Origin of the sequence: Halomarina litorea (genome assembly GCF_024227715.1) — an archaeon.
Taxonomy (GTDB): domain Archaea; phylum Halobacteriota; class Halobacteria; order Halobacteriales; family Haloarculaceae; genus Halomarina; species Halomarina litorea.
Genome location: NZ_CP100448.1, coordinates 543,207 through 564,348, shown reverse-complemented (window position 1 = coordinate 564,348; position 21,142 = coordinate 543,207). Strand labels below are relative to the sequence as shown.

Annotated in this window: 24 protein-coding genes; 12 read left to right on the top strand and 12 right to left on the bottom strand. The window is 69.7% G+C overall.

Translation table 11 applies throughout. The annotated features are described in order from the left end of the window. Nucleotides 1-44 precede the first annotated feature (44 nt). The 9 genes from NKG96_RS03120 (at nucleotide 45) to NKG96_RS03080 (ending at nucleotide 7,862) form a co-directional block, all read left to right on the top strand. Complete coding sequence (locus NKG96_RS03120; RefSeq protein ID WP_254536997.1) at nucleotides 45-347, top strand: hypothetical protein; 303 nt, start codon at nucleotides 45-47, stop codon at nucleotides 345-347. 159 nt (nucleotides 348-506) lie between these two features. Then, on the top strand, nucleotides 507-1,262 hold the full coding sequence (locus NKG96_RS03115; protein ID WP_254536996.1) for an SDR family NAD(P)-dependent oxidoreductase: 756 nt from the start codon (nucleotides 507-509) through the stop codon (nucleotides 1,260-1,262). Between the two features lie 74 nt (nucleotides 1,263-1,336). Continuing rightward, nucleotides 1,337-2,668, top strand: coding sequence for an ABC transporter substrate-binding protein (locus tag NKG96_RS03110; protein ID WP_254536995.1), 1,332 nt, complete (start codon nucleotides 1,337-1,339; stop codon nucleotides 2,666-2,668). Nucleotides 2,669-2,701: 33 nt separating this feature from the next. Beyond that, on the top strand, nucleotides 2,702-3,586 hold the full coding sequence (locus tag NKG96_RS03105) for a branched-chain amino acid ABC transporter permease (RefSeq protein ID WP_254536994.1): 885 nt from the start codon (nucleotides 2,702-2,704) through the stop codon (nucleotides 3,584-3,586). Continuing rightward, complete coding sequence (locus NKG96_RS03100; protein WP_254536993.1) at nucleotides 3,586-4,623, top strand: branched-chain amino acid ABC transporter permease; 1,038 nt, start codon at nucleotides 3,586-3,588, stop codon at nucleotides 4,621-4,623. The genes NKG96_RS03105 and NKG96_RS03100 overlap by 1 nt, the downstream gene beginning before the upstream one ends. Next, nucleotides 4,620-5,450 carry an ABC transporter ATP-binding protein gene (locus NKG96_RS03095; protein ID WP_254536992.1) on the top strand — a complete coding sequence of 277 codons (831 nt, stop codon included), beginning with the start codon at nucleotides 4,620-4,622 and terminating at the stop codon, nucleotides 5,448-5,450. Before NKG96_RS03100 ends, NKG96_RS03095 begins: the two co-directional genes overlap by 4 nt. Next, nucleotides 5,447-6,196: an ABC transporter ATP-binding protein gene (locus NKG96_RS03090; RefSeq protein ID WP_254536991.1), complete on the top strand. Its 750-nt coding sequence runs from the start codon at nucleotides 5,447-5,449 to the stop codon at nucleotides 6,194-6,196. Before NKG96_RS03095 ends, NKG96_RS03090 begins: the two co-directional genes overlap by 4 nt. A 68-nt stretch (nucleotides 6,197-6,264) precedes the next feature. After that, on the top strand, nucleotides 6,265-6,426 hold the full coding sequence (locus NKG96_RS03085; protein WP_254536990.1) for a hypothetical protein: 162 nt from the start codon (nucleotides 6,265-6,267) through the stop codon (nucleotides 6,424-6,426). A 323-nt stretch (nucleotides 6,427-6,749) separates the two neighbouring features. Continuing rightward, a complete protein-coding gene (locus NKG96_RS03080) occupies nucleotides 6,750-7,862 on the top strand; it encodes a DUF4397 domain-containing protein (protein WP_254536989.1) in 1,113 nt (370 codons plus the stop codon). Between the two features lie 189 nt (nucleotides 7,863-8,051). Here NKG96_RS03080 and NKG96_RS03075 read toward each other — a convergent pair whose 3' ends face one another. The 3 genes from NKG96_RS03075 to NKG96_RS03065 all read right to left on the bottom strand — a co-directional run bounded on the left by NKG96_RS03075 (nucleotide 8,052) and on the right by NKG96_RS03065 (nucleotide 11,243). Further along, nucleotides 8,052-9,065, bottom strand: coding sequence for a TIGR04024 family LLM class F420-dependent oxidoreductase (locus tag NKG96_RS03075; RefSeq protein WP_254536988.1), 1,014 nt, complete (start codon nucleotides 9,063-9,065; stop codon nucleotides 8,052-8,054). Nucleotides 9,066-9,535: 470 nt separating this feature from the next. Continuing rightward, a complete protein-coding gene (locus tag NKG96_RS03070; RefSeq protein ID WP_254536987.1) occupies nucleotides 9,536-10,501 on the bottom strand; it encodes an ornithine cyclodeaminase family protein in 966 nt (321 codons plus the stop codon). 40 nt (nucleotides 10,502-10,541) lie between these two features. Then, complete coding sequence (locus tag NKG96_RS03065; protein ID WP_254536986.1) at nucleotides 10,542-11,243, bottom strand: hypothetical protein; 702 nt, start codon at nucleotides 11,241-11,243, stop codon at nucleotides 10,542-10,544. Nucleotides 11,244-11,325: 82 nt separating this feature from the next. Here NKG96_RS03065 and NKG96_RS03060 point away from each other — a divergent pair, with 82 nt between their 5' ends. Beyond that, on the top strand, nucleotides 11,326-12,474 hold the full coding sequence (locus NKG96_RS03060; protein WP_254536985.1) for an NAD(P)/FAD-dependent oxidoreductase: 1,149 nt from the start codon (nucleotides 11,326-11,328) through the stop codon (nucleotides 12,472-12,474). A gap of 516 nt (nucleotides 12,475-12,990) precedes the next feature. Here NKG96_RS03060 and NKG96_RS03055 read toward each other — a convergent pair. The 5 genes from NKG96_RS03055 to NKG96_RS03035 form a co-directional block, all read right to left on the bottom strand. Beyond that, nucleotides 12,991-13,971 carry an oxidoreductase gene (locus NKG96_RS03055; protein WP_254536984.1) on the bottom strand — a complete coding sequence of 327 codons (981 nt, stop codon included), beginning with the start codon at nucleotides 13,969-13,971 and terminating at the stop codon, nucleotides 12,991-12,993. A 63-nt stretch (nucleotides 13,972-14,034) separates the two neighbouring features. Beyond that, complete coding sequence (gene thiM / locus NKG96_RS03050) at nucleotides 14,035-14,862, bottom strand: hydroxyethylthiazole kinase (protein ID WP_254536983.1); 828 nt, start codon at nucleotides 14,860-14,862, stop codon at nucleotides 14,035-14,037. Beyond that, on the bottom strand, nucleotides 14,852-15,499 hold the full coding sequence (gene thiE / locus NKG96_RS03045) for a thiamine phosphate synthase (RefSeq protein WP_254536982.1): 648 nt from the start codon (nucleotides 15,497-15,499) through the stop codon (nucleotides 14,852-14,854). The genes thiM and thiE overlap by 11 nt, the downstream gene beginning before the upstream one ends. A 54-nt stretch (nucleotides 15,500-15,553) precedes the next feature. Further along, the gene (locus NKG96_RS03040) at nucleotides 15,554-15,820 is read right to left on the bottom strand and encodes a hypothetical protein (RefSeq protein ID WP_254536981.1); all 267 of its coding nucleotides are present in this window, start codon (nucleotides 15,818-15,820) and stop codon (nucleotides 15,554-15,556) included. A gap of 130 nt (nucleotides 15,821-15,950) precedes the next feature. After that, nucleotides 15,951-16,241: a HalOD1 output domain-containing protein gene (locus NKG96_RS03035; RefSeq protein WP_256558104.1), complete on the bottom strand. Its 291-nt coding sequence runs from the start codon at nucleotides 16,239-16,241 to the stop codon at nucleotides 15,951-15,953. A gap of 209 nt (nucleotides 16,242-16,450) precedes the next feature. Here NKG96_RS03035 and NKG96_RS03030 point away from each other — a divergent pair, with 209 nt between their 5' ends. After that, the gene (locus tag NKG96_RS03030; RefSeq protein ID WP_254536979.1) at nucleotides 16,451-17,617 is read left to right on the top strand and encodes a M24 family metallopeptidase; all 1,167 of its coding nucleotides are present in this window, start codon (nucleotides 16,451-16,453) and stop codon (nucleotides 17,615-17,617) included. Between the two features lie 28 nt (nucleotides 17,618-17,645). Here NKG96_RS03030 and NKG96_RS03025 read toward each other — a convergent pair whose 3' ends face one another. After that, complete coding sequence (locus NKG96_RS03025) at nucleotides 17,646-17,786, bottom strand: hypothetical protein (protein WP_254536978.1); 141 nt, start codon at nucleotides 17,784-17,786, stop codon at nucleotides 17,646-17,648. 117 nt (nucleotides 17,787-17,903) lie between these two features. Between NKG96_RS03025 and NKG96_RS03020 the strand changes: the two genes are divergently transcribed. Further along, nucleotides 17,904-18,041, top strand: a complete 138-nt coding sequence (locus tag NKG96_RS03020; protein WP_254536977.1) for a hypothetical protein — start codon at nucleotides 17,904-17,906, stop codon at nucleotides 18,039-18,041. A gap of 3 nt (nucleotides 18,042-18,044) precedes the next feature. Here NKG96_RS03020 and NKG96_RS03015 read toward each other — a convergent pair whose 3' ends face one another. The 3 genes from NKG96_RS03015 to NKG96_RS03005 all read right to left on the bottom strand — a co-directional run bounded on the left by NKG96_RS03015 (nucleotide 18,045) and on the right by NKG96_RS03005 (nucleotide 21,141). Continuing rightward, nucleotides 18,045-18,854 carry a manganese catalase family protein gene (locus NKG96_RS03015; RefSeq protein WP_254536976.1) on the bottom strand — a complete coding sequence of 270 codons (810 nt, stop codon included), beginning with the start codon at nucleotides 18,852-18,854 and terminating at the stop codon, nucleotides 18,045-18,047. 109 nt (nucleotides 18,855-18,963) lie between these two features. Beyond that, entirely contained in the window at nucleotides 18,964-20,229 is a 1,266-nt protein-coding gene (gene tuf / locus NKG96_RS03010) for a translation elongation factor EF-1 subunit alpha (protein WP_254536975.1), read from the bottom strand. A gap of 123 nt (nucleotides 20,230-20,352) precedes the next feature. Further along, nucleotides 20,353-21,141 (bottom strand): MinD/ParA family ATP-binding protein, encoded by a 789-nt coding sequence (locus tag NKG96_RS03005; RefSeq protein WP_254536974.1) that lies wholly within the window; start codon nucleotides 21,139-21,141, stop codon nucleotides 20,353-20,355. Between the last annotated feature and the right edge of the window lies 1 nt (nucleotide 21,142).

The window sequence follows — 21,142 nt, the reverse complement described above, 5'->3', positions numbered from 1 at the left end:
CCTCTCGGTTCGGTGGTATCTGGGTGCAGCGAGGTTCGATATCAATGTGGCAAGAGTACATCATCACGGCAGTGACGCTCGTTCTGACGGTCTCGGTCCTCCCGACGATTCGCGACCGACACGCACACGTCCCGTTGGCGACGACGGGGTTGACCACGGTAGGACTCTTGGTGAAGGCGCTGATGTTCGGTTCGATGGGGATGGTGTATCCGGCCGCGGGTGCCGGGCTGGGCTGTCTGATGTGGGCGTTGCTCGCCTACCTGCGTTCGGGCGTACGCGACCGACTCGTCGGTACCACCCCGTCGTCGAAGTCGACGGTCGCCGAGTTCTCCGTCGGTGACGACTGAACGCGACCGGGCAGATACCGACCGGCGGCGCGCCGACTTCGACCCCCTCGACTCGGCCTTCTGGGAGACGGTCGCGTCCCGTCTCCCAGTAGCGTCCTCGGTCCCCGACGCGACCGACGCGACCGAACTGTTTTCCCCACCCCCACGCCAGCGAGGGGTATGACCGGAGCACTCGACGGGAAATCCGCAGTAATCACCGGCGCGGGGGCCGGGATGGGTCGCGCGACGGCAGAACTGTTCGCGGAACGCGGCGCGTCGGTCACCGTCGTCGACCTCGACGCCGAGGCCGCCGAGGAGACGGTCGAACGCATCGAATCGGCTGGTGGGGACGCCATCGCCGTCGCGGCGGACGTCTCCGACGCCGAGGCGGTCGAGGGGTTCGTCGCTGAGGCGGTCGAAACGTGGGGCGGACTCGACGTGTTGCACAACAACGCCGGAGTCCCGATGGCCTCCACGCCCGTCGAGGACGTCGACGAGGGGACGTGGGACCGGGTGCTCGACGTGAACCTCAAGTCGGCGTTTCTCGGCACCAAGTGCGCCGTCCCGCACCTCCGGGAGTCCGAGGACGGCGTCGTCCTCAACACCGCCTCCACGTCCGGCATCCGACCACGGACCGGCCTCTCGGCGTACGCCGCCTCCAAGGGCGGGATGATTACCCTCACGAAGCAACTCGCCTCGGAACTCGCGGGCGACGGCGTCCGGGTGAACGCCATCTGCCCGGTGGCGACGGACACCGAGATGCTCCCCGAGTTCACGAGCGAGGGCCTCTCGATGGACGACATCGCCGACACCATCCCCCTCGGGCGACTGGCCGACCCGATGGACATCGCACAGGCGGCGGCCTTCCTCGCCAGCGACGAGGCGTCGATGATTACGGGCACCGCCCTCGAAGTCGACGGCGGGCGCGACATCTAACGGGCGAGCGGCACCTGTTGTCAAGTACCGTTTCTTTCTACAGTTTTAAGCCCCCACGCAGGAGAGAAGAGGCCATGAACGTCCGCAGACGCCGGTTTCTGCAGGCGACGGGGGCCGCGACGGTGGCGGCGCTCGCCGGCTGTACCGGCGACGACGGTGACGGCAACGACAGTGACGGGAACGGCGGAGGCGGTGGTGGCGGTGGAAACGGCAGTGGCGGTGGCGGCGGCTCCGGGTCGCTGAAACTCGGCGTCCTCGTCCCGTTCTCCGGCGAGTACGCGTGGGTGGGCGAGAACGTCCTCCCCGTCGCGCGACTCGTCGCTCAGGAGATCAACGACGACGGCGGTATCGGGGGCGAGCAGGTGTCGCTCGTGCAGGGCGACACCGAGGCGTCGCCGGACGCCTCGCTCTCGGCGGCGAAGAAACTCGTCAACGTCGACGGTGTGGCGGGCATCATCGGCCCGACGAGTCTCACGTTCTCTGCGGTCTCGGACTTCTTCCGGGAGAACCAGGTGCCCGTCGTCTCCCCCACGGCGGGGACGACGGCACTCAACGACGTGGGCGGCGAGTACATCTTCCGGACCGTCCCCTCCGACACCCTCGGGGGGCGGGCCATCGCGAAGGCCGCCCGGCAGAAGGAGTTCAACACGGTGCAGTCCTACGAGCAGATGGGCCTCATGGTCGGCAACGCGCAGGCCCTCCAGTCGTTCAAGCAGCCCATCTCCTCCTCCTTCGAGGAGTTCGGCGGGACCATCACGGAGTCCCTCGACTTCAAGACGGGGAAGGCGGCCTACCAGTCGGAGGTCCAGACGATGCTCGACAGCGACCCCGAGATAATCACGCTCGTCGCCTCGCCCGAGGACTCGGTGAAGATCATGCAGGCGGCGTTCCAGGCGGGCTACGAGGGCAACTGGTTCGTCACGCAGGACCAGACCAATCAGGACTTCCTCGAACAGACCTCCGAGAAGGTGACGCAGGGCATCCTCGGCCTGCAGGAGGCCGACAACCCCGATGCCGCCGAGTCCGGGCGCGTCGAGGAGTTCGTCTCGGCGTACAAGGAGGCCAACGACGGCTCCGAACCGGGCCTGTTCGCGAAGAACACCTACGACGCGATGGTCGTGATGGGCCTCGCGATGACCGCCACCGCACAGGCGGGTGAGGACTTCACGGGGTCGAACCTCGCGCCGCACATCCCCGAAGTCGCGAACCCGCCCGAGCAGACGGTGACGACGTACGCCGACGGCGCGGCCGCCATCCGGGAGGGCACCGACGTGAACTACGAGGGTCTCGTCGGCCCCATCGACTTCGACGACGTGGGCGACATCCAGTCGCCGTTCGCAGTCATGAAGTCCGACAGCAACGCCTGGGAGCAGGTGGCGGTCCTCCCCGCCGACCAGCTCACGTAGTACCTCACACCCGCCATCTCCGTGTTCTCTCCAATGCAGTTCGACCCCACACAGTTCGTCCAGACGGTCATCTACGGGCTCACGACCGGGAGCGTCATCGCCGTCGGGGCGGTCGGCCTGACGCTCTCGTACGGCGTGACCCGCTTCATCAACTTCGCGTTCGGCGAGTTCCTCACCTACGGCGTCTACCTCACGCTCTTTCTCGCGGGGGCGGGGCTGGGCGTCTCCCTCCCCCTCCCCCTCGCCGCCCTCGTCGCCATCGGCGTCGTCGGCGTCCTCGGTGTCGCCGTTTCACGGGCGTTCTTCGACCCGCTCTCGGACAGGGGCGCACTCCCTCTGCTCATCACCTCGATAGGGGTGGCGTTCCTCCTGCGGAACCTGCTGACGGCGGCCGTCGGCGTGCAGGCCAAACAGCTCCCGGTCCCGCTGATGCGCCCGGTGCAGGTCGCGGGCGTCGGGATGACGCCCCTCGAAGCGGGCGTGCTCGTCGTCTCGGTGCTGACGATGCTCGCCGTCCACCTGCTGCTCTCGCGGACGATGCTCGGCAAGAAGATGCGCGCGACCAGCGGGAACCGCGCGCTGGCGACGGTCGCGGGTATCGACACCGACAGCGTGGTCCGGCGGACGTGGTTCGTCTCGGCGGCGGCGGGTGCACTCGCCGGCATCCTCTATGGTATCCTGTTCGCCCCCTTCCGCCCCACGGTCGGGTGGGACTTCCTCATCGTCGTCTTCGCCGCGACGTTGCTGGGCGGTATCGGCAAGCCCTACGGCGCGATGGCCGGCGCGTTCGTCGTCGGCCTCGCGATGAACCTCGGCACGGCCTACCTCTCGGCGGACTACACGATGGGCTACGCCTTCGCCATCCTCGTCCTCGTCCTCCTGTTCAAGCCGGAGGGCATCGCCGGGGGTGAGCTCTGATGGCCCTCCTGACTGGGTGGCTCTCGTTCGGCGTGACCGTCGCCACCATCGCCTGCATCTACGGCCTGCTCGCAATCGGCCTGAACGTCCACTTCGGCTACACCGGCCTGTTGAACTTCGGGCACGTCGCCTTCTTCGCGGCGGGGGCGTACACCTCCGCCCTGCTGACGATGCCCCCGCCGGGAGCGGGCGCGGACTACGTCGTCGGCCTCGGCCTCCCGATGCCGTGGGGCTTACCACTGAGCATCGCAGGGGCCGCACTCGTCGGCGGTCTGCTGGCGGCGCTCATCGGCCTGACGAGCGTCCGCCTCGGGAGTCACTACCTCGCCGTCGCCACGTTCGCCCTCGCGGGCATCTTCGGCGACGTCCTCGTCAACGAGTCGTGGCTGACGCGGGGCACCTTCGGCCTGAACGACGTGCCCAAGCCCCTCCGGACGACCCTCGGCGCGGACGGCTGGCAGGTGTTCTACCTGCTGTTCGCGGCGGGGTTGCTCCTCGCCACCTACCTCGTGGTCGAACGCCTCGCCGACGCCCCCTTCGGCCGCCTGCTGAAGGGCGTCCGCGAGAGCGAGGACGCCGCCCGGACCCTCGGGAAGGACACGACGCGCGTGAAACTCAAGTCGTTCGCCATCGGCGGGGCCGTCGCCGGCCTCGCGGGCGGCGTCTACGCCCACTACCTCGGGAGCGTCGTCACCCAGCAGTTCCTCCCCATCGTCACCTTCCTCGTCTGGACCGCCGTCCTCCTCGGGGGCGTCGCGTCGAACGAGGGCGTCGTCGCCGGTGCGTTCCTGCTCGTGTTCTTCCGGGAGTCGACCCGGTTCCTGACGAACGCCTACGACGGCCTACTGGAACTCCTGCCGGGCGTCCTCGCGGGGATTCTCCAGAGTCTCGTCGCACCCCTCCCCGACCACCCCTCGTTCGTCCCCAGCATCCGTTTTGCCGTCATCGGCCTGCTGTTGATACTGGTCATTCGGTACCGCCCGCAGGGACTGCTGGGCGAGGAACACGAGGTCGTCGCCATGGGGGAGGAGGAATGAGCGCCGACGCTGACGCCGGAGGCGAATCCACAACGAGCGGAGACGAGTCGGCCAGCGACGCAGGGGACACCCTCCTCGCCGTCGAGGACGTCGTCAAGACGTTCGGCGGCCTCACCGCCGTCGACGGCGCGACGTTCGACGTCGAACGGGGGTCCATCACGGGCCTCATCGGGCCGAACGGCGCGGGAAAGTCTACGCTGTTCGACTGCATCACGGGCGTCCACACGCCCGATTCGGGGCGCGTCGTCCTGAACGGCGAGGAGATACAGGGCCTCGCGCCGAACGCCGTCGCCGACCGTGGGGTGGGACGAACCTACCAGACGCCGAAGATTTTTCGGGGGATGACGGTGCGCGAGAACCTCGCGTTCGCCGCGCGGGACCAGACCGGCGAGAACGCGCTGGGAGCGCTCTTCCGAGGTGGGACGGTGAGCGAGGAGGAGGAGCGAATCCAGCGCACCGCCGACGAAACCCTCGAGTTCCTCTCGCTCGACCACCTCGCCGAGGACTACGCGAGCGGACTCTCGGGCGGCCAGCGCAAACTGCTGGAACTCGGGCGTGTGCTGATGATGGACCCGGACCTCGTGATGCTGGACGAACCCGTCGCGGGCGTCAACCCGGCGCTCGTGGACGACTTGCTGAAGCGCATCCACGAACTCAACGACCGGGGCCGCACCGTCCTACTCATCGAACACGACATGGACCTCGTGATGAACCACTGCGACCGCGTCGTCGTATTGCACAACGGCGCGACGCTGGCGACGGGACCGCCCTCCGTCGTACAGGAGGACGAACGGGTCGTCGAGGCGTACCTCGGGGGGTTCGAATGAGTTCGACCCCCTCGGCGGACCTCGAGGAGATACCCAACTACGACGACGCCCTGTTCTCGGCGCGGGGCGTCGAGACGGGCTACGGCGACCTGCAGGTGCTCTACGGCGTCGACCTCGACGTGCGTCCCGACGAGATCGTGCTGGTGTTCGGCCCGAACGGGGCCGGGAAGTCCACGCTCATGCGGGCGCTGTTCAAACAGCTCCCCCTCTGGAGCGGGTCCATCGAACTCGCCGGGCATGACCTCTCGGCGCTCGCGGCCAACCAGATGGTCGCCAACGGCGTCGCCTACGTCCCGCAGACGGAGAACGTCTTCCCGAACCTCACCGTCGCGGAGAACCTCGACATCGGGACCATCCACGCCGACGATCCCGAGACGCGCCGCGAGGCCATGTTCGACCTCTTCCCCCGACTGGCCGAACGGCAGGAACAGGACGCGAGTACGCTCTCGGGCGGCGAGCGACAGATGCTCGCGATGGCGCGGGCGCTCCTTCCCGACCCGGACCTCCTGCTCATCGACGAACCGTCGGCGGGACTGGCCCCGCAACTCATCGAGCGCACGTTCGAGCACGTCGACCGGGTCCGGAAGGCGGGCACGGCGGTCCTCGTCGTCGAGCAGAACGTGAAGGCCGCCCTCACCGTCGCGGACCGGGGGTACGTCCTCGACATGGGCGAGAACCGCTTCGAGGCGGACGCCGCCACCATCCGGGACTCCGAGCGCATCCGGGACCTCTACCTCGGGAAGTAGGGCCGGTCCTGTCGGCCCCCGTGGCGGTCTGCGAGAGGTGGATAGCCGCCGACGTACTACGTACATCCATGACTGGGAAACACCACTACCGCTGTAACCTGTGTGGGAAGGACGTCGACTCGCGGGCGGTGCTCGACAGGCACCACGAACGTCGTCACCCCAAGGCGGACGTGCGCTGGTGGATGGTCGCCGAGCGTCCGGACGTGGAACTCCCGTTCGAGGCGCGGTAGGTCCGCCGACGGTCGCCGACAGTCACCGTTCGGTGAGCTTTCCCGAACGAGAACGAGTAACGCACGGCGTACAGCGCGCCTGTGGACCTCCCGAACGCCGTGTTCCCGTCCCCAGCGACCGGTTTTCGGCCTCGACGGCCGGTCCGGGGTGAGTCACAGTGCGGACGCGACGGGCGGAGGCCCCCTCGGGATACACCGTCCCCTTCCCTCGTCTTAACCCGGAGGTAGCACCGCGAGGGCGGGTGGGAGCGTCGAAACAGTCCCGGTTGCCGGGTGCGACGGTCACCGCCGTTCAAGTGGGCGTGTGGCGTCGGACCCGACGCATGACAGCAGATAGATATTCTATCTTCGGTGATAGTTCCGCGAGGCGGGTCCTCCTCGTCCTGGTCGTCGCCGCGATGGTCGCCGTCGCCGGCTGTGGCGGTCCGAGCGACAACGCGACGAACGGCACGAACGACTCGGGCGGCGTCACGACGGTCGACTCGACGGCCACGACCGACGGCGGGACCGGCAACGGGACCGACGACGGCACGGGGACGGACGACGGGACGGCCGGTCCCGGCGACAACGGCACGGATAACGGCACAGACAACGGGTCGAACGCGAGCGCGAACGCCTCGCTCCGCGTCGCCCACCTCTCGCCCGACGCGCCCAGCGTGGACGTGCAGGTGAACGGCGAACCGTTCGCCGAGAACGTCTCCTTCGGGAACGTCACGAACTACACGGAGGTGGCACCCGGCGAGTACAACGTGACCGTCTCCGTCGCGAACAACAGCAGCGCGGTAGTGTTCAACGACAACGTGACGCTGGAGGCGGGCGCGTACACCGCGGCCGCACTCGGCGAGGTAGGCGAGAACGCGACCGAGGAGTTCGAAGTGCGGGTCCTCGAGGACCGGAGCGAGCAGGCCGCCGGGAGTGCGGCGGCACGACTCGTCCACGCCTCGCCCGGCGCGGGGCCGGTCGACGTGACGCTCAACACGAGCGGCGAGGGCAACGCCACCGGGAACGACACCAACGGCACCGACGGCACGAACGGGAGCGACGGCCCGACGGTGCTCTTCGACGACGTGGCGTTCGGTGACGTGACGGAGTACGTCGAGGTCCCCGGCGGGAGCTACAGCCTCGACGTCCGGCCCGCGACGCCCGGCAACGACGGTCAGGTGCTCACCACCATCGACGTGACCGTCGAGAACGGGACGGCCTACACGGCGTTCGCCGCGGGCTACGTCCTGCCCGACCAGGCGCCGGCAGACACGCCCTTCGAGGTCGTCCTCGCAGTCGACGGGACGACCGGCGAGACGGGAGTGCCGGGCGGGAACGGGACGAACGGTAACGCGACCGACGGTAACACGACCGATGGCAACGCGACTGCCGGGAACTCCACCGACGGCAACGCCAGCGACTCGGCGAGCGTCGGTGCGGTTCCCCTCGCGTAGGCGGAGCGACCGACTCACTCCCCGCCGTCCGGCGGGCGAACGGCACCTTCGGGCGCGAACAGTTCGGGAGCGACGTCCATCGAGGCGTGCTGTCGTCGCTCGCGGGCCATCAGTCGTCCGACTCCGAGGCCGGCGGTGGCCGTCGTCCCGGCGAGCGTCGGGTCCGACGAGGGAGGGAGCGCGCGCCGGTTAGTGGCCCGTCACCGCCCGCATCGTCGCCTCCTTGTCGTCCTGGCTCATCCCGCGGACGAACCCGACGCGGACCGCGTCCACGCCGTCGACCGCGCCGAAGCGTTCTATCTGTTCGTGGACCTCCTCGGGCGTTCCGCAGGCGGCGAGGTCGTCGAGCAACTCGTCGGGGAGGGCGGCGGCCATGGCGTCCGTGTCCCGCTCTTCCCACGCCGCGCGGACCTCCTCGACGACGTCCTCGTAGCCCTGCTGTGCGACGGACTTCCCGTAGAAGGGACCGTACGCGCCCATCAGGAAGGCAACCATCGAGCGCGTCGTTTCGCGTGCCCGGTCGCGGTCCTCGCTCGCGAAACAGCGGACGAGGGGGGCGACCCGGAGGCCCTCGGGGTCGCGGTCGCCGAGGCCCGCCCCACGGTGGAGATCCTCCATCCGGTCTCCGAGGCCGTCGGGCGTGAACAGCTGTGGGACCCAGCCGTCCGCGAACCGACCCGTGAGTTCGACGGCCTTCGGGCCGAGGGCGGCCACGTCGATGGGCGGCGGAGTCTCGGGCACGTCGCGTTCGTAGGAGAGGCCGCCCAACTCGAAGATGTCGCCGTCGTACTCGACGCGTCCCCCCTCGTACACCTCGCGGACGATGTCGATGGTCTCGCGGAGGCGGCGAAGCGGACGGTCGAACTCCGCGCCGTGCCAGCGCTCCGCGATGGCGGGCGAACTCGTCCCGAGGCCGAGGCGGAACCGCCCGCCGGTGGCCTCGTGCATGGTGAGCGCCGTCTGGGCGAGGACGGTCGGCGCGCGCCCGAACGGCGAGAGCACGTCGTTCGAGATACCGATGGAATCGGTCCGCTCGCCGACGACGGCGAACGTCGAGACCATGTCCCAGCCGGTCGTCTCGCCCGCCGAGACGCGCTCGAAGCCGTGTTCCTCGGCCAACTGCGCCTGGTCGGCGATGCCGTCCAGCGAGTCGTGGTCCGACACCATCAACACGAGGTCCACCGGCACGTCGTGACCTGTCATGGGCGGGAGTGGGAGCGACGGGGGTTAAGCGTTCGGCGCGTGCGATTTTTGCCACCCGACACCGACGGCCCGATATGCGGGCGTACGCCCCCGGCAGCGTCACGACGCTGTTCGGCCCGAGCGAGGCCCCCCGCGGTGAACGCGGTGTGGCTGCCGCCGCCCTGGCAGGCGACGGTGACACGGCGGGGTGCCGTCGAGTTCATGTGTGCTCCCGTACCTGAAGCGCCCCCGACACGATAGCCGCGCGCTCCACGTGAGTCGGGTCTCCCCGTGGAACCGGCTCTAGTCGGTGACGGTCACGGTGTGAGGGATGTGCACGCGTGCGACACAGCGCACCACGGTTTATATCCGGTCGTTCGTAAGGGCGGACGTCGCGGCTGAAGTGTCCGACCCGACACGCTCTCATCCTGCGCCCGCGACGAGGGGCGGTCCCCGCTGACGCGGGCCGTCCCGTACCCCTACTCGACGCCTCAGAGCGGGCAGTCCGTCCCGCGGTCGGCCGCGCGTGCCGCCTCGTAGAGGTGCGTGGCGGCCGCCGCGTCCAGCACCGCCGATCCGACGCTGGCGACGACGACGATCCCCTCCGGTCGCTCGACCCGCCCGGCGAGAACGTCGCCGAGTGCGACGAGGTCCGCGACCGCCAGACCGGACTCCCGCAGGTCGCCCGTCTCGACGGCCTCCTCGGGGACGTCCGCGACGACGCGGACGGCCCGTTCTATCGTCCGCGCGTCGAGTTCGCGCATCGCCGCGGTGTAGGCCCCGACGGCGACGACGAGGGCGTCCGGTTCGAGGGCGTCCCCCGGGAACACCGGTTCCGTACTCGTGGTGGCCGTCACCACCACCGAGGCCCCCTCGACCGCCGCTTTCGGGGAGGTGACGGCCTCGACGGGGAGGTCCAGTTCAGCGCGGAGGTCGGCCGCACACGCCTCGCGCGAGTCGCTCGGCGAGTAGACTCTGACGCGCTCGACGTCGGCCGCGGCCGCGATGGCGCGGGTCTGCCAGCGGGCCTGCGTCCCCGCGCCGACGACGGCGAGGTCCACGGGGTCTGGGGCGAGCGCCCGGACAGCGAGACCACCGATACAGCCCGTTCGGGCGTTCGTGACGCGCGTGCCGGCCATGTACGCCACCGGTTGCCCCGTCACGGCGTCCGTGAGCGCTATCTGGGCGTTGACGGTCGGCAGGTCCCGGTCGGCGTTGCCCTCGTGGACGCTCGCCAGTTTGGTGGCGTAGTAGGGTGCACCGTGGATGTACGCCGGCATCGTCAGGCCCGTCCCGAGCGGGCCGTTCTCGATGCCCTCGCCGACCGGGAAGTGCGGGCGGTCGGGGCGTTCGACCCGGCCCTCCGCCTGCGCGACGAAGGCCTCAGCGAGGACGTCGAGCAGGTCCGGGAGGTCGAGGAGCGCGGCGACGTCGTCGTCGGAGAGGACACGGACCATACCGACAGGGACGGGCGCGACGACAAGAAGCTACGCCAGTCTACTGGTCGAGGACGGCCAGCAGGCGCAGGACCCACTGGAGGACGTGGACGAACACGCCCATGACGGCGATGTAGACGCCGAGCGCGCTCCGGAGGGTGCCGTAGCGCCCCTCGCGGATGGCCCATATCTCGTAGACGAGGTCGACGACGAACCCGAGGAAGAACAGGAGGCCGGCGACGACCACGAGGACGGGTGCGACGAAGACGCCGAGTGCGCCGACGGCGATGCCCCCGATGAACAGGCCGCCCGCGTAGCGGCTCCACCCGACGAACGAGCGGTCCGTCCGGTAGACGACCACCGTGACGAGGGCGGTGATGAGACCGGTGACGACGGCCGAGATGCCGAGGGCGGGTGCCCGGAGTGCAGGCGACGCGAACGAGAGTGCCGTCGCGCCGAACAGGCCGTACCCCACCTGCGTGAGCGCCACGCCCGCGACGGCGAGCGACGTGGTGCCCCGCCGGATGCCCCGGTCGGCGAGCCAGTAGCCGCCCCCGACCGAGACGGCGAACGCCGCGACGCCGAGGAAGAAACTGGAGAACAGCGCCCGCCCGACACTCACGACGGGCGTGTACGACAGCGCCAGCATCAGGAGGACGTTCAGCGCGACGAGTGCCGTCCCGAGGCCGGCGATGCGGCCCACGTTCCCCGTCCCGGTGCTCGTCTCGCTGTGTCGTCGGTAGCCGCCTGCGGAATCACTCATGTTCGGTTGACACTCCGTTTTCGGGGTATATATGACCGGCGACGCCGGAGCGGTTTTCTCCCCCGTCACGGTATCTCGTGGCATGCACGTCGTCGTGGTGGGTGGCGGCATCGTCGGCCTCGCCAGCGCCCACGCACTCGCAACGCGGGACGTCGAGGTCACCGTCTGTGAACAGGGGTCGCTCGGCAACGGGAGCACCGAACGCTCCGTCGGGGGTATCCGCTCGCAGTTCTCGACGCCGGTGAACGTCGCCCTCTCGCGGGCCAGCGTCGAGGTGTGGGAGCGCTTCGAGAACGAGTTCGGCGTGGACATCGCCTACCGACGGCCGGGGTACCTCTTCCTCGCGCGCGAGGAGTCGACCGCGGCGGGGTTCGAAGAGCAGGTCGCCATGCAGCGAGGGCAGGGCGTCGAGAGCGAACTGCTCACGCCCGAGGAGGCCCGGGAGCGCTGTCCGGAACTCCACGCGGGGCGCTACCGAGCGGCGACGTACTGCCCGACGGACGGCTTCGCGGACCCCCATCTCGCCCTGCAGGGGTACGCCGACGCCTGCCGGGAGGCGGGCGTCGAGGTGCGGACGAAGACGGCGGTGACGGACGTTCGACTGGCAGACGGGGCCGCGGTGGGCGTCGAGACGGACGGCGGGCGCGTCGACGCCGACTTCGTGGTGAACGCGGCGGGGCCGTGGGCGGCCCGTGTGGGCGCGATGGCGGGTCTCGACCTGCCCGTCTCCCCCCGGCGGCGGCAGGTGCTCGTCACCGACCCGGACCCGCCCGTGCCCGAGTCCGTCCCGCTGACCGTCGACCTCGACTCGGGCGTCTACTTCCGGCCCGAACGAGAGGGGAGCGCCCTCGTCGGGGGCCATCTCGAGGACTCCGACGACGAACAGGACCCCGGCGCGTACACGAAGTCGATGGACCTCGACTGGGCGACGACGGCCGTCGAACGCGCGGCGGAGACGGCGGGCTACTTCGGCCCAGACACCGAGTTGAAACGGGGGTGGGCGGGGCTGTATGCCGTCACGCCCGACCACCACCCGGTCGTCGAGGAATCCCTGCCGGGGTTCGTGAACGCCGTCGGGTTCTCCGGCCACGGCTTCCAGCACGCGCCCGCGACGGGTCGCCTCGTCGCCGAACTCGTCTGCGACGGGGCGATATCGCTCGTGGACCCGGTCCCCCTGTCGAGCGACCGGTTCGACCGCGGCGAGGGCGTCGTCGAACGCAACGTGGCGTGAGAGTCGGGGTCGCGCGACTGTCCGACCGACAGGGATGCGGTAAGGGGTAACATATACCAAAGAATTATGCTGGACGGAGGCGTACGGGAGAGTGCCAGCGGGAATCGCTGGGAGCAAATCGGACGTCGCGGCACGGTACGGCGGTACGTATGTCGTGCAGTGTCGTGATAGCGGTCACAACCGAAGCGTCGTTGATACGGCGCCGAGGTCACGACCTCGGAGGAAGACCGCATCGGACCAGTGTCCGACCACCATGGTGGTCGGAGGCGAAGACCAAGTACCGGAGTACGTGTAAACGGACTTCGGGAACACCGAGCGCCACACTGAACGACAACCGCTGGTTGAAATCCAGCTAAAGCCGGTATCACGCCGGCAAGCGTCGGTGCAAGCCCGACTAACGTCGATGCAGTGCGGTGCCGAGATGGACGTGAGGTCCGAGGAAAACGTTTCCCGTCCGAGCTTAGACCGCGATTCTCGTCGTGTTCCTGTCGCAACTCACCTTCGAGCGACCGCTTTTCACGCCGACGGGAGGTCGTACGTCACGCCCGTCAGCTCCTCCGACACCGCCCAGAGCCGCCTCGCCGTCGCGTGGTCGTGTGACCGTTCGTTCGAGGCGACGTGGACCGGGTAGCCGCGCATCTCGAACGGCCCGCCCGGTCCGATGTAGTCGCTGCCGTCGACGTTCTCGGCCGTCGCGGCGTACAGCAGGGGCAACGTCCCCATCCGCGCGCTCTGTGCCACGAGGCGGTTGGCCACCTCCATGGCCCGCCCCCGAAGCGAGGACTCGCCCTCGCCCATCGTCGGCCCCGACGTCTGGAGTTCCGTGGCCGCCCACCCGGGGTGGGCCGCGACGGCCTTCATCTCGCCCGCCAGCGCCGGGTCCTCGCGGACGGCGCGGTCGAGTCTGCGCTGGAGTTCGTAGGTGAACAGGAGGTTGGCGAGTTTCGACTGGCCGTAGGCCCGCCACCGCGAGTACGAGCGCTCGCTCTGCAGGTCCTCGAAGTCGATACCGCCCATCTTGTGTGCGCCGCTGCTGGTCGTCACGACGCGCGTCTCGCCGTCGGCCATCCGGAGGCGGTCCAGCAGGAGGCCCGTCAGCGCGAAGTGCCCGAGGTGGTTGACGCCGAACTGGAGTTCGAAGCCGTCGGCCGTCTCCCGGCGGGGCGGGGCCATCACGCCCGCGTTGTTCATCAGGACGTGGAGGGCGTCGTACTCCGCCGCGAACCCCTCCGCGAACGCGCGGACCGACGAGAGGTCCGCGAGGTCCAGTTCGCGCACGTCGAGGGAGGCGTCGCGGACGGCGCGTTCCGCCCGCTCGCGGGCGTCCTCGGCCCGCTCCGGGTTCCGACAGGCCATGACGACGTGTGCACCCGCCCGCGCGAGTTCCTTCGTCGCCTCGAAGCCGAGGCCGCTGTTCGCGCCCGTCACGACCACCGTCCGGTCGGTCATGTCTGGCATCCGGACCGCCGTCCACCGCTCGCTCGCGTTGGTGCTCATTCGTTTCGACGGAGGGGCGTCGGGCGAATCATCCTTTCCCCCGTTGTGGAAGCGAGGTGACGGTCAGTCGGCGCGTCGGACCCGTTCGGCGAGGGCCTCGGGGGCCGGGAGGTCCTCGGGCGAGAGGGCGGCCACCGCGTCGAGGAAGGCGACCTTGAAGCTCGCGGGGCCGGCCACGTCCGAGGCGGCGGCGCGTTCCGCCGCGACGCCGAAGGCCACGCAGGCGTCCAGACTCGCCCGGAGGGGGTCGTCCGTGACGCCACAGAACGTGGCGGCACTCACGCCGAGCAGACACCCGGTCCCGACGACCCGCGTCAGGAGGCCGTCACCGCCGTCGACGGTGTAGACGGCCTCCTCGCCCGCGACCACGTCCGCCTCGCCGGAGGCGACGACGACCGCGCCCGTCTCGCGGGACAGTCGTCGCGCGGAGGCGGCGATGTCGGCGTACTCGCCCATCGACTCCACGCCCCGCACCTCGCCCTCGTCCCCGGCGAGGGCGCTCACCTCGCCGTAGTTGCCCTTCACGACGGCGAGGTCGACCTCCTCGCAGAGTCGCGCCGCGACCCGGTCGCGGGTGGGCGTCGCGCCCGCCCCGACGGGGTCGAAGACGACCGGCACGCCGCGTTCGTTGGCGGCCTGCCCCGCCGCGACCATCGTCTCCTCGCCGTCCTCGCTCACGGTGCCCATGTTGAGGTGGAGCGCCGACGCCCCGGCGACCATCTCCGCCACCTCCCGGCGGTCGTCGGCCATCACCGGGAGGCCGCCCCAGAGGAGGGTGACGTTGGCCACCTCGTTGACGGTCACGTCGTTCGTGATGGAGTGGACGAGGGGGCTGTTCGCCTCCAGCGCCCGCAGCGACCCGGCCACGTCCAGCGGCGCGTCACTGGACATCGGCCACCCCCCGGACTTCTCGCCCGAGCGCACGGGTCGCCGCCTCCGGGTCGTCCGCCCCCGTGATGGCGCTGATGACGGCCACGCCGTCCGCGCCCGCCTCGACGACCTCCCGCGCGTTCTCGACGGTCACACCGCCGATGGCGACGATGGGGACGTCCACCGCGTCCGCGATGGCCCGGAGCGCGTCGAGACCGATTTCCGCGTCCTCGTCGGCCACGTCCTTCGACCCCGTCGCGTAGATGGCACCGACGCCGAGGTGGTCCGCGCCCGCCGCGACGGCGTTCTCGGCGGCGTCGACGCTGGAGACCGAGCGCCCGACGATGGCGTCGGGGCCGAGCAACTCGCGGGCGACTGCGACAGGGAGGTCCTCCTCGCCGAGGTGGACGCCGTCGGCGTCGACGGCCTGCGCGAGGTCCACCCGATCGTTCACGACGAGGGGGACGCCCGCCTCGGCGGTCAGTTCGCGCAGTTCGAGACCCAGTTGGTAGCGCTCGCGGGCGGTCGCGTCCTTCTCGCGCAACTGGACGACGTCGACGCCGCCCGCGAGGGCCGCACCGACGACGTCCGTCGTCGACCGCCCCGCGGAGAGCGTCTCCTGCGTGACGAGGTACACCCCGTAGTCCGGCTGATTCATGAGTTGTATCGAGTGGTGGTCGGCAGGGCGATGAGCGTTGCGGTCGGTCGCCCGTCAGTCGGGTCCGTCGTCCCAGTAGCGGAGCCACTCCACGAGCGTCGCGCGCATCCCCTCGGTGCGGACGGTGACGGACCCGTCGAAGCGCCACGAGTAGTGGTCCGTCCCCTCGCCGAGCGAGGCGGGGACGTCGACAGTGAGGTCCTCGAAGGTGGCCGCTATCTCCTCGTCCTCGCCGATGTTCGAGTCGAGCACCTCCTCCATCACGTCGAGCCACGAGGGGACGTCGTCGGATGCGCGCTCCAGCGCCTGATCGGGAGCCATGAGAGAACAGTGACGCCCCGGGCAGATAGATTTCACCCGGTCGGAACGGTCAAGCCGGACCCACCGCGCGAGACGAGCGCCGCCGCTCTCGGGCGTGGACGGACGGAAGATGGAGGGGCCGACCGCGGGTTCAGTCGGACGCCGCGCTCGCCGCCGGGGTCTGGTCGGCACCCGAGGCCGGGACGTGCGCCCGTTCCTCGAGGGAGACGTCGCCGTCGGTGGTGACGGTAACCAGATAACCGCAGTACGAGAAGGCGACGTGGCCGGCGGAGTCCGTGCCGGTACAGAGACGGTCCAGCGCGTCGGGGTCGATGACGTCGTGGAGCGGTGGCGAGAGTTCGAGTGGGTCGGTCCCCTCGTGGTCGGCTACGTGTTCTATCACGGCTACACTCGGAGATATCTGGTCGGTCCCCTGGTTCATAGTCGGCTACAGGGGATTCGTGTAATAAGTACCACGGTAATATACATTGAGAACTGCAGGGAGCGCCATCGAAACCCGTATAGAGCCGGCCGGAACGTTATCTTCGAGCCGATATATCGGGGATGATTCCGGTCGATCGGCGGCGCGTGCCACCCGCGGCCAGCGGGGGTCGGCGACGCCTATTAGCCCCGGCGCGGGCAACCCCCGGTGTGTCCAGCCCAACCCCCGCCGAGAGGCGCACGCGCGCCTGTCAGGAGCGCCTGCGGTCGGCCGACGCCGACCTCGTCCTGTTCCCCAGCCACAACCTCACCTACCTGAGCGGGTTCGCCGAGACGCCCGGCGAGCGTCACCTCCTGTTGTTCGTCACGTGGGAGGGCGACCCCATCTTCCTCGTCCCGGAACTCTACGGCGACCAGGTCCGGGAGGCGTCGTGGGTCCCCGACGTGCGGACGTGGGCCGACGAGGAGGACCCCCGCGAACTGCTGGCCGAGGTGGTCGCGGACCGCGGCCTCGGCGGCGACCGACTGCTCGTCGACGACACGATGCACGCGCGCTTCACGCAGGACCTCCGGGCCGCCGCCGGTCCCGGCTGCGAGTTCGGCCTCGCGAGCGAGGTGCTCGCCCCACTCAGGGTTCACAAGGACGCGGCGGAACTCGACGCCCTCCGGCGGGCCGGACGCGTGGCCGACGCCGTCGTCGAGGACCTCCGGGCGCTCGGACCGGACGTGGTCGGGACGACCGAACGCGAACTCGCCGCGGACGTCGAACGTCGGCTGAGCGAGGCGGGCGGCGAGGGCGTTCCCTTCGAGGTCATCGTCGGCGCGGGCGAGAACGGCGCGAAGCCACACCACGCACACGGCGACCGGGAGATCGAGGCGGGCGACCCCGTCGTCCTCGACTTCGGCACACGAGTCGGCTCACGGGTGACACCCGCTCGCTCGTCCGGCCAGACGCAGTCTGGCCCGCGCTACCCGAGCGACCAGACGCGCACCCTCGTCTTCGCGGGCGACCCGCCCGAGGAGTTCGAGACGGTCCACGATGTCGTCCGGGAGGCACAGCAGGCCGCCGTCGACGCCGTCGCGCCGGGCGTCCCCGCCGAGGACGTGGACGCCGCCGCCCGCGAGGTCATCGAGGCGGCGGGCTACGGCGACCGGTTCATCCACCGGACGGGCCACGGCGTCGGCCTCGACGTCCACGAGGAACCGTACATCGTCGCCGGGAACGACCGGCCGCTCGAACCGGGGATGGTGTTCTCCGTCGAACCCGGCGTCTACCTCCCCGGCGCGTTCGGCGTCCGCATCGAGGACCTCGTCGTCGTCACCGACGAGGGCTGTGAACGCCTGAATCACGCCGACCGGGGCTGGCGCTGTCCGTAGGACCGCGAGAGAAGCGTCGGGGGGCCGCTCAGAGGTACTGTCCGGGCGAGTCCTCGAACTCGTCCTCACAGGTCGGACAGCAGACGTACCCGCTGTTCCCCTCGTGCTCGACTTCGCTCTCCATCTGTGCCTCGTCGAGTTCCTTGTCGCAGACCACGCATTCTACCATTGCGTCCTCCGTGACTCGCGGTCGCCACCTGAGTGCGGTGCCGTCGCGTGCAGGCCCCGGCAGTCGCAGGGGATTCGCAGGCCGACAGGGGAAGTAGCCGGCCGCCCTCTCTCCGGTATGGCAGACACGCTCGGCTGGTCGCTCGTCTCCTCCGGCATCGTCACCCTCCTGCTCGTCTGGCTCCCCGGCGACTCGCTGTACTGGGGCATCGGCCTCCTCGTCGTCGGCGCCCTCCTGCTGGCGCGACGGCTCTGAGGGTCAGTTCACCTCGTTGTACATCTCCTCGACCATCGCCTCGACGTCGGCGTACCCCGACCCGGGCTGGCGACCGGAGGAGAACTCCCCCTTGCCGTCGGGGGCGTCGCCGCTCGTCCACGGCGTCTCGGGGTCCTCGCGTTCCTCGCGCGTCGTGGACATGAACGTGTAGTTGACGTCCCCGTTCTCCTTCTCCTGTGGGAAGCTCGCCGGGACGGGCAGGTGTTCCCCGAGGGAGTCGATGGCCGCGTGCCACTGGTTCTGGTGCATCGTGTCGCGCGCGATGAGATACGAGAGCATGTCCTTCATGCCGGGGTCGTCGGTCATCTCGTAGAGGCGGGTGGCGAGCAACCGACCGGTGGACTCGGCCATGACGTTCGCGTAGAGGTCCGCCGCGAGGTTGCCGCTGGCGACGACGTAGTTGCCCGTGAAGGGGACGCCGTTGCTGTCGACGGGCATGGCGTGCAGGCCCGCCGAGAGCGCCTGTCGAGGCTGGCCGCTGTCCATCATCTCGTCGATGACGGCGTCCTCGCGGGCGGCCTCACGCTGTGCGCGCGAGGCACCCTCCAGATTCTTCGTCACGGCGGTGGCCAGCATCTCGATGTGGCCCAGTTCCTCGACGGCCGTCTCCATCAGCAGCGTCCGGTACTCCTCGTGGTCGCGCGGGACGGCGAACGCCTGGAACATGTACTGGAGGGCGACGCGCATCTCCCCTTCGGCCCCGCCGATGGCCTGCTGGAGCATCTTCGCGAAGCGCGGGTTCGGTTCCTCGACTTCGACCTCGAACTGCAGGTCGTCCTGGTGGAAGAACATCTGTACTTCGACCGATACGACGCACGTGCTTCGGTGGCACGCTTGCGGAGGCAACGGCTCGTCGTCCGGTAGTTTGTGACCACCGAAAGAGTGGAAGTTTCCGCGCAGCTTACCGTTCGTCGACGCTCAGGACCTTCCCGGCGGCGATGGTCTGGCCCATGTCGCGGATGGCGAAGCTCCCGAGTTCGGGAATCTCGCTCGACGGCTCGATGCTGAGCGGCTTCTGCGGGCGCAGGGTGACGACGGCGGCGTCCCCGGCCTTGATGAAGTCCGGGTTCTCCTCTGCGACCTCGCCCGAGGCGGGGTCCAGCTTCTTGTCCAGTGACTCGAACGTGCAGGCCACCTGCGCGGTGTGCGCGTGGATGACCGGCGTGTAACCCGCCGTGATGACCGAGGGGTGCTGCATGACGACGATCTGCGCCTGGAACGTCTCGGCGACGCTCGGCGGGTCGTCGGCCGGGCCGCAGACGTCGCCGCGGCGGATGTCGTCCTTGCCGATGCCGCGGACGTTGAACCCGACGTTGTCGCCGGGGCCTGCCTCGGGCACCTCCTCGTGGTGCATCTCGATGGTCTTCACCTCACCCGAGACGTCCGACGGCTGGAACGAGACGTTGTCGCCGACGTTGAGCATCCCCGTCTCGACGCGGCCCACGGGTACCGTCCCGATGCCCGAGATGGTGTAGACGTCCTGAATCGGGAGGCGAAGGGGCGCGTCCGTGGGGGGTTGCGGTTCGGGCAGGTTGTTCAGCGCCTCGAGGATGATGGGCCCCTCGTACCACGGCATATTGCCCGTGCGCTCGGCGATGTTGTCGCCCTCGAAGGCCGAACACGGGATGAAACTCGCGTCGTCGGACTCGAAGCGGACCTGCTGGAGGAGCTTCTGGACCTCCTCCTTGACGACCTTGAACTCGTCCTCGCTGTAGTCGACGAGGTCCATCTTGTTGATGGCGACGATGAGGCGGTCGATGCCCAGCGTGCGCGCGAGGAAGACGTGCTCCCGGGTCTGGGGGGCGACGCCGTCGTCCGCCGCGACGACGAGGACGGCGTGGTCGGCCTGACTCGCCCCGGTGATCATGTTCTTCACGAAGTCGCGGTGGCCGGGCGTGTCCACGATGGTGAAGTAGTACTTGTCCGTGTCGAAGCGCTGGTGGGCGATGTCGATGGTCACCCCGCGTTCGCGTTCCTCCGCGAGGTTGTCCATGACGTAGGCGAACTCGAACCCGCCTTTGCCCTTCTCGGCGGCCTCCTCTCGGTACTGGTCGATGACGTGCTCGGGGACGCTGCCGGTCTCGAACAGCAGTCGCCCGACGAGCGTGCTCTTTCCGTGGTCGACGTGACCGATGATAGCCAAGTTCTGGTGTGGTTTGTCGCTCATGAGTGCCTCCACCCGCGGACGCGGGCAGTGTCAGGTAGGATAGATGTCGAGCGGGCAAAACCGTTGCGCCGGGGGTCGAGCAGTCCGAATTCGAGAGAGTCGGCGTTCCGATTACACGGCCGGTCAGTCGCCGCCGGGGCGCCCGCGACGCGAGAGGTTCCAGTAGGCCGTCGCGGCGGCGCTCCCCGTCGCGGTGAGCGTCACCGGAACGCCCTCGCGGTGGCTCCGGTCGACGGCGGGGTCGTGCGGGATGGCTGCGAGGACGGGCGCGTCGAGTCCCGACCGGACCGGTTCGATGTCGGCGCGCTCCCGGACCGAGGTGACGACGCAGCCCTCGACGCGACAGTCCAGACGCTCGGCGAGGACGCGCGTCTTCTCGGCGGCGGCGACGGCGGCGTTCGCCGGCGTCGTCACGACGAGGACGCGGTCGGCGAGTCCCAGCGGGACCGCCGTGTCGTGCGAGAGGCCCGCGCCCACGTCGAGGACGACCACGTCGTAGCGCTCGCGCAGGGTCTCGACGGCCGGGCGCAGGCGCTCGACGTCCGCCCCGGCGAACGCCGCAACCGAGCCGTCGCCCGGCACCACGTCGAACCCGTCGAGGCTCGTGACCACCGACTCGACGCCGACGTCGCCCGCCAGCACCGCGTGGAGGGTGTCACCGCGCGGGGGCGAGAGGTCGAGTTGGTCGGTCAGCGAGGCCGTCGCGAGGTCGGTGTCGACGACGACGACGGAGCGCTCGCCGGAGCCGAACATCGCGGCGAGGTTGGCCGCCGTCGTCGTCTTGCCGACGCCGCCTTTCGCCCCCGCGACGGCGTAGACGAGGCCGAGCGGGGCCGACCCGGACGCGTCCGACGAGTCGAGCGGGGCCGGTCGGTCCTCCTCTCGCCCCTCCCCGGTCGCGTCGGCACCCATC

Coding starts and splice junctions, on each gene's coding strand:
- NKG96_RS03120 (WP_254536997.1), top strand. CDS start 45: ATGTGGCAAGAGTACATCATCACGGCAGTGACGCTCGTTCTGACGGTC.
- NKG96_RS03115 (WP_254536996.1), top strand. CDS start 507: ATGACCGGAGCACTCGACGGGAAATCCGCAGTAATCACCGGCGCGGGG.
- NKG96_RS03110 (WP_254536995.1), top strand. CDS start 1,337: ATGAACGTCCGCAGACGCCGGTTTCTGCAGGCGACGGGGGCCGCGACG.
- NKG96_RS03105 (WP_254536994.1), top strand. CDS start 2,702: ATGCAGTTCGACCCCACACAGTTCGTCCAGACGGTCATCTACGGGCTC.
- NKG96_RS03100 (WP_254536993.1), top strand. CDS start 3,586: ATGGCCCTCCTGACTGGGTGGCTCTCGTTCGGCGTGACCGTCGCCACC.
- NKG96_RS03095 (WP_254536992.1), top strand. CDS start 4,620: ATGAGCGCCGACGCTGACGCCGGAGGCGAATCCACAACGAGCGGAGAC.
- NKG96_RS03090 (WP_254536991.1), top strand. CDS start 5,447: ATGAGTTCGACCCCCTCGGCGGACCTCGAGGAGATACCCAACTACGAC.
- NKG96_RS03085 (WP_254536990.1), top strand. CDS start 6,265: ATGACTGGGAAACACCACTACCGCTGTAACCTGTGTGGGAAGGACGTC.
- NKG96_RS03080 (WP_254536989.1), top strand. CDS start 6,750: ATGACAGCAGATAGATATTCTATCTTCGGTGATAGTTCCGCGAGGCGG.
- NKG96_RS03075 (WP_254536988.1), bottom strand. CDS start 9,065: ATGACAGGTCACGACGTGCCGGTGGACCTCGTGTTGATGGTGTCGGAC.
- NKG96_RS03070 (WP_254536987.1), bottom strand. CDS start 10,501: ATGGTCCGTGTCCTCTCCGACGACGACGTCGCCGCGCTCCTCGACCTC.
- NKG96_RS03065 (WP_254536986.1), bottom strand. CDS start 11,243: ATGAGTGATTCCGCAGGCGGCTACCGACGACACAGCGAGACGAGCACC.
- NKG96_RS03060 (WP_254536985.1), top strand. CDS start 11,326: ATGCACGTCGTCGTGGTGGGTGGCGGCATCGTCGGCCTCGCCAGCGCC.
- NKG96_RS03055 (WP_254536984.1), bottom strand. CDS start 13,971: ATGAGCACCAACGCGAGCGAGCGGTGGACGGCGGTCCGGATGCCAGAC.
- thiM (WP_254536983.1), bottom strand. CDS start 14,862: ATGTCCAGTGACGCGCCGCTGGACGTGGCCGGGTCGCTGCGGGCGCTG.
- thiE (WP_254536982.1), bottom strand. CDS start 15,499: ATGAATCAGCCGGACTACGGGGTGTACCTCGTCACGCAGGAGACGCTC.
- NKG96_RS03040 (WP_254536981.1), bottom strand. CDS start 15,820: ATGGCTCCCGATCAGGCGCTGGAGCGCGCATCCGACGACGTCCCCTCG.
- NKG96_RS03035 (WP_256558104.1), bottom strand. CDS start 16,241: ATGAACCAGGGGACCGACCAGATATCTCCGAGTGTAGCCGTGATAGAA.
- NKG96_RS03025 (WP_254536978.1), bottom strand. CDS start 17,786: ATGGTAGAATGCGTGGTCTGCGACAAGGAACTCGACGAGGCACAGATG.
- NKG96_RS03020 (WP_254536977.1), top strand. CDS start 17,904: ATGGCAGACACGCTCGGCTGGTCGCTCGTCTCCTCCGGCATCGTCACC.
- NKG96_RS03015 (WP_254536976.1), bottom strand. CDS start 18,854: ATGTTCTTCCACCAGGACGACCTGCAGTTCGAGGTCGAAGTCGAGGAA.
- tuf (WP_254536975.1), bottom strand. CDS start 20,229: ATGAGCGACAAACCACACCAGAACTTGGCTATCATCGGTCACGTCGAC.
- NKG96_RS03005 (WP_254536974.1), bottom strand. CDS start 21,141: ATGGGTGCCGACGCGACCGGGGAGGGGCGAGAGGAGGACCGACCGGCC.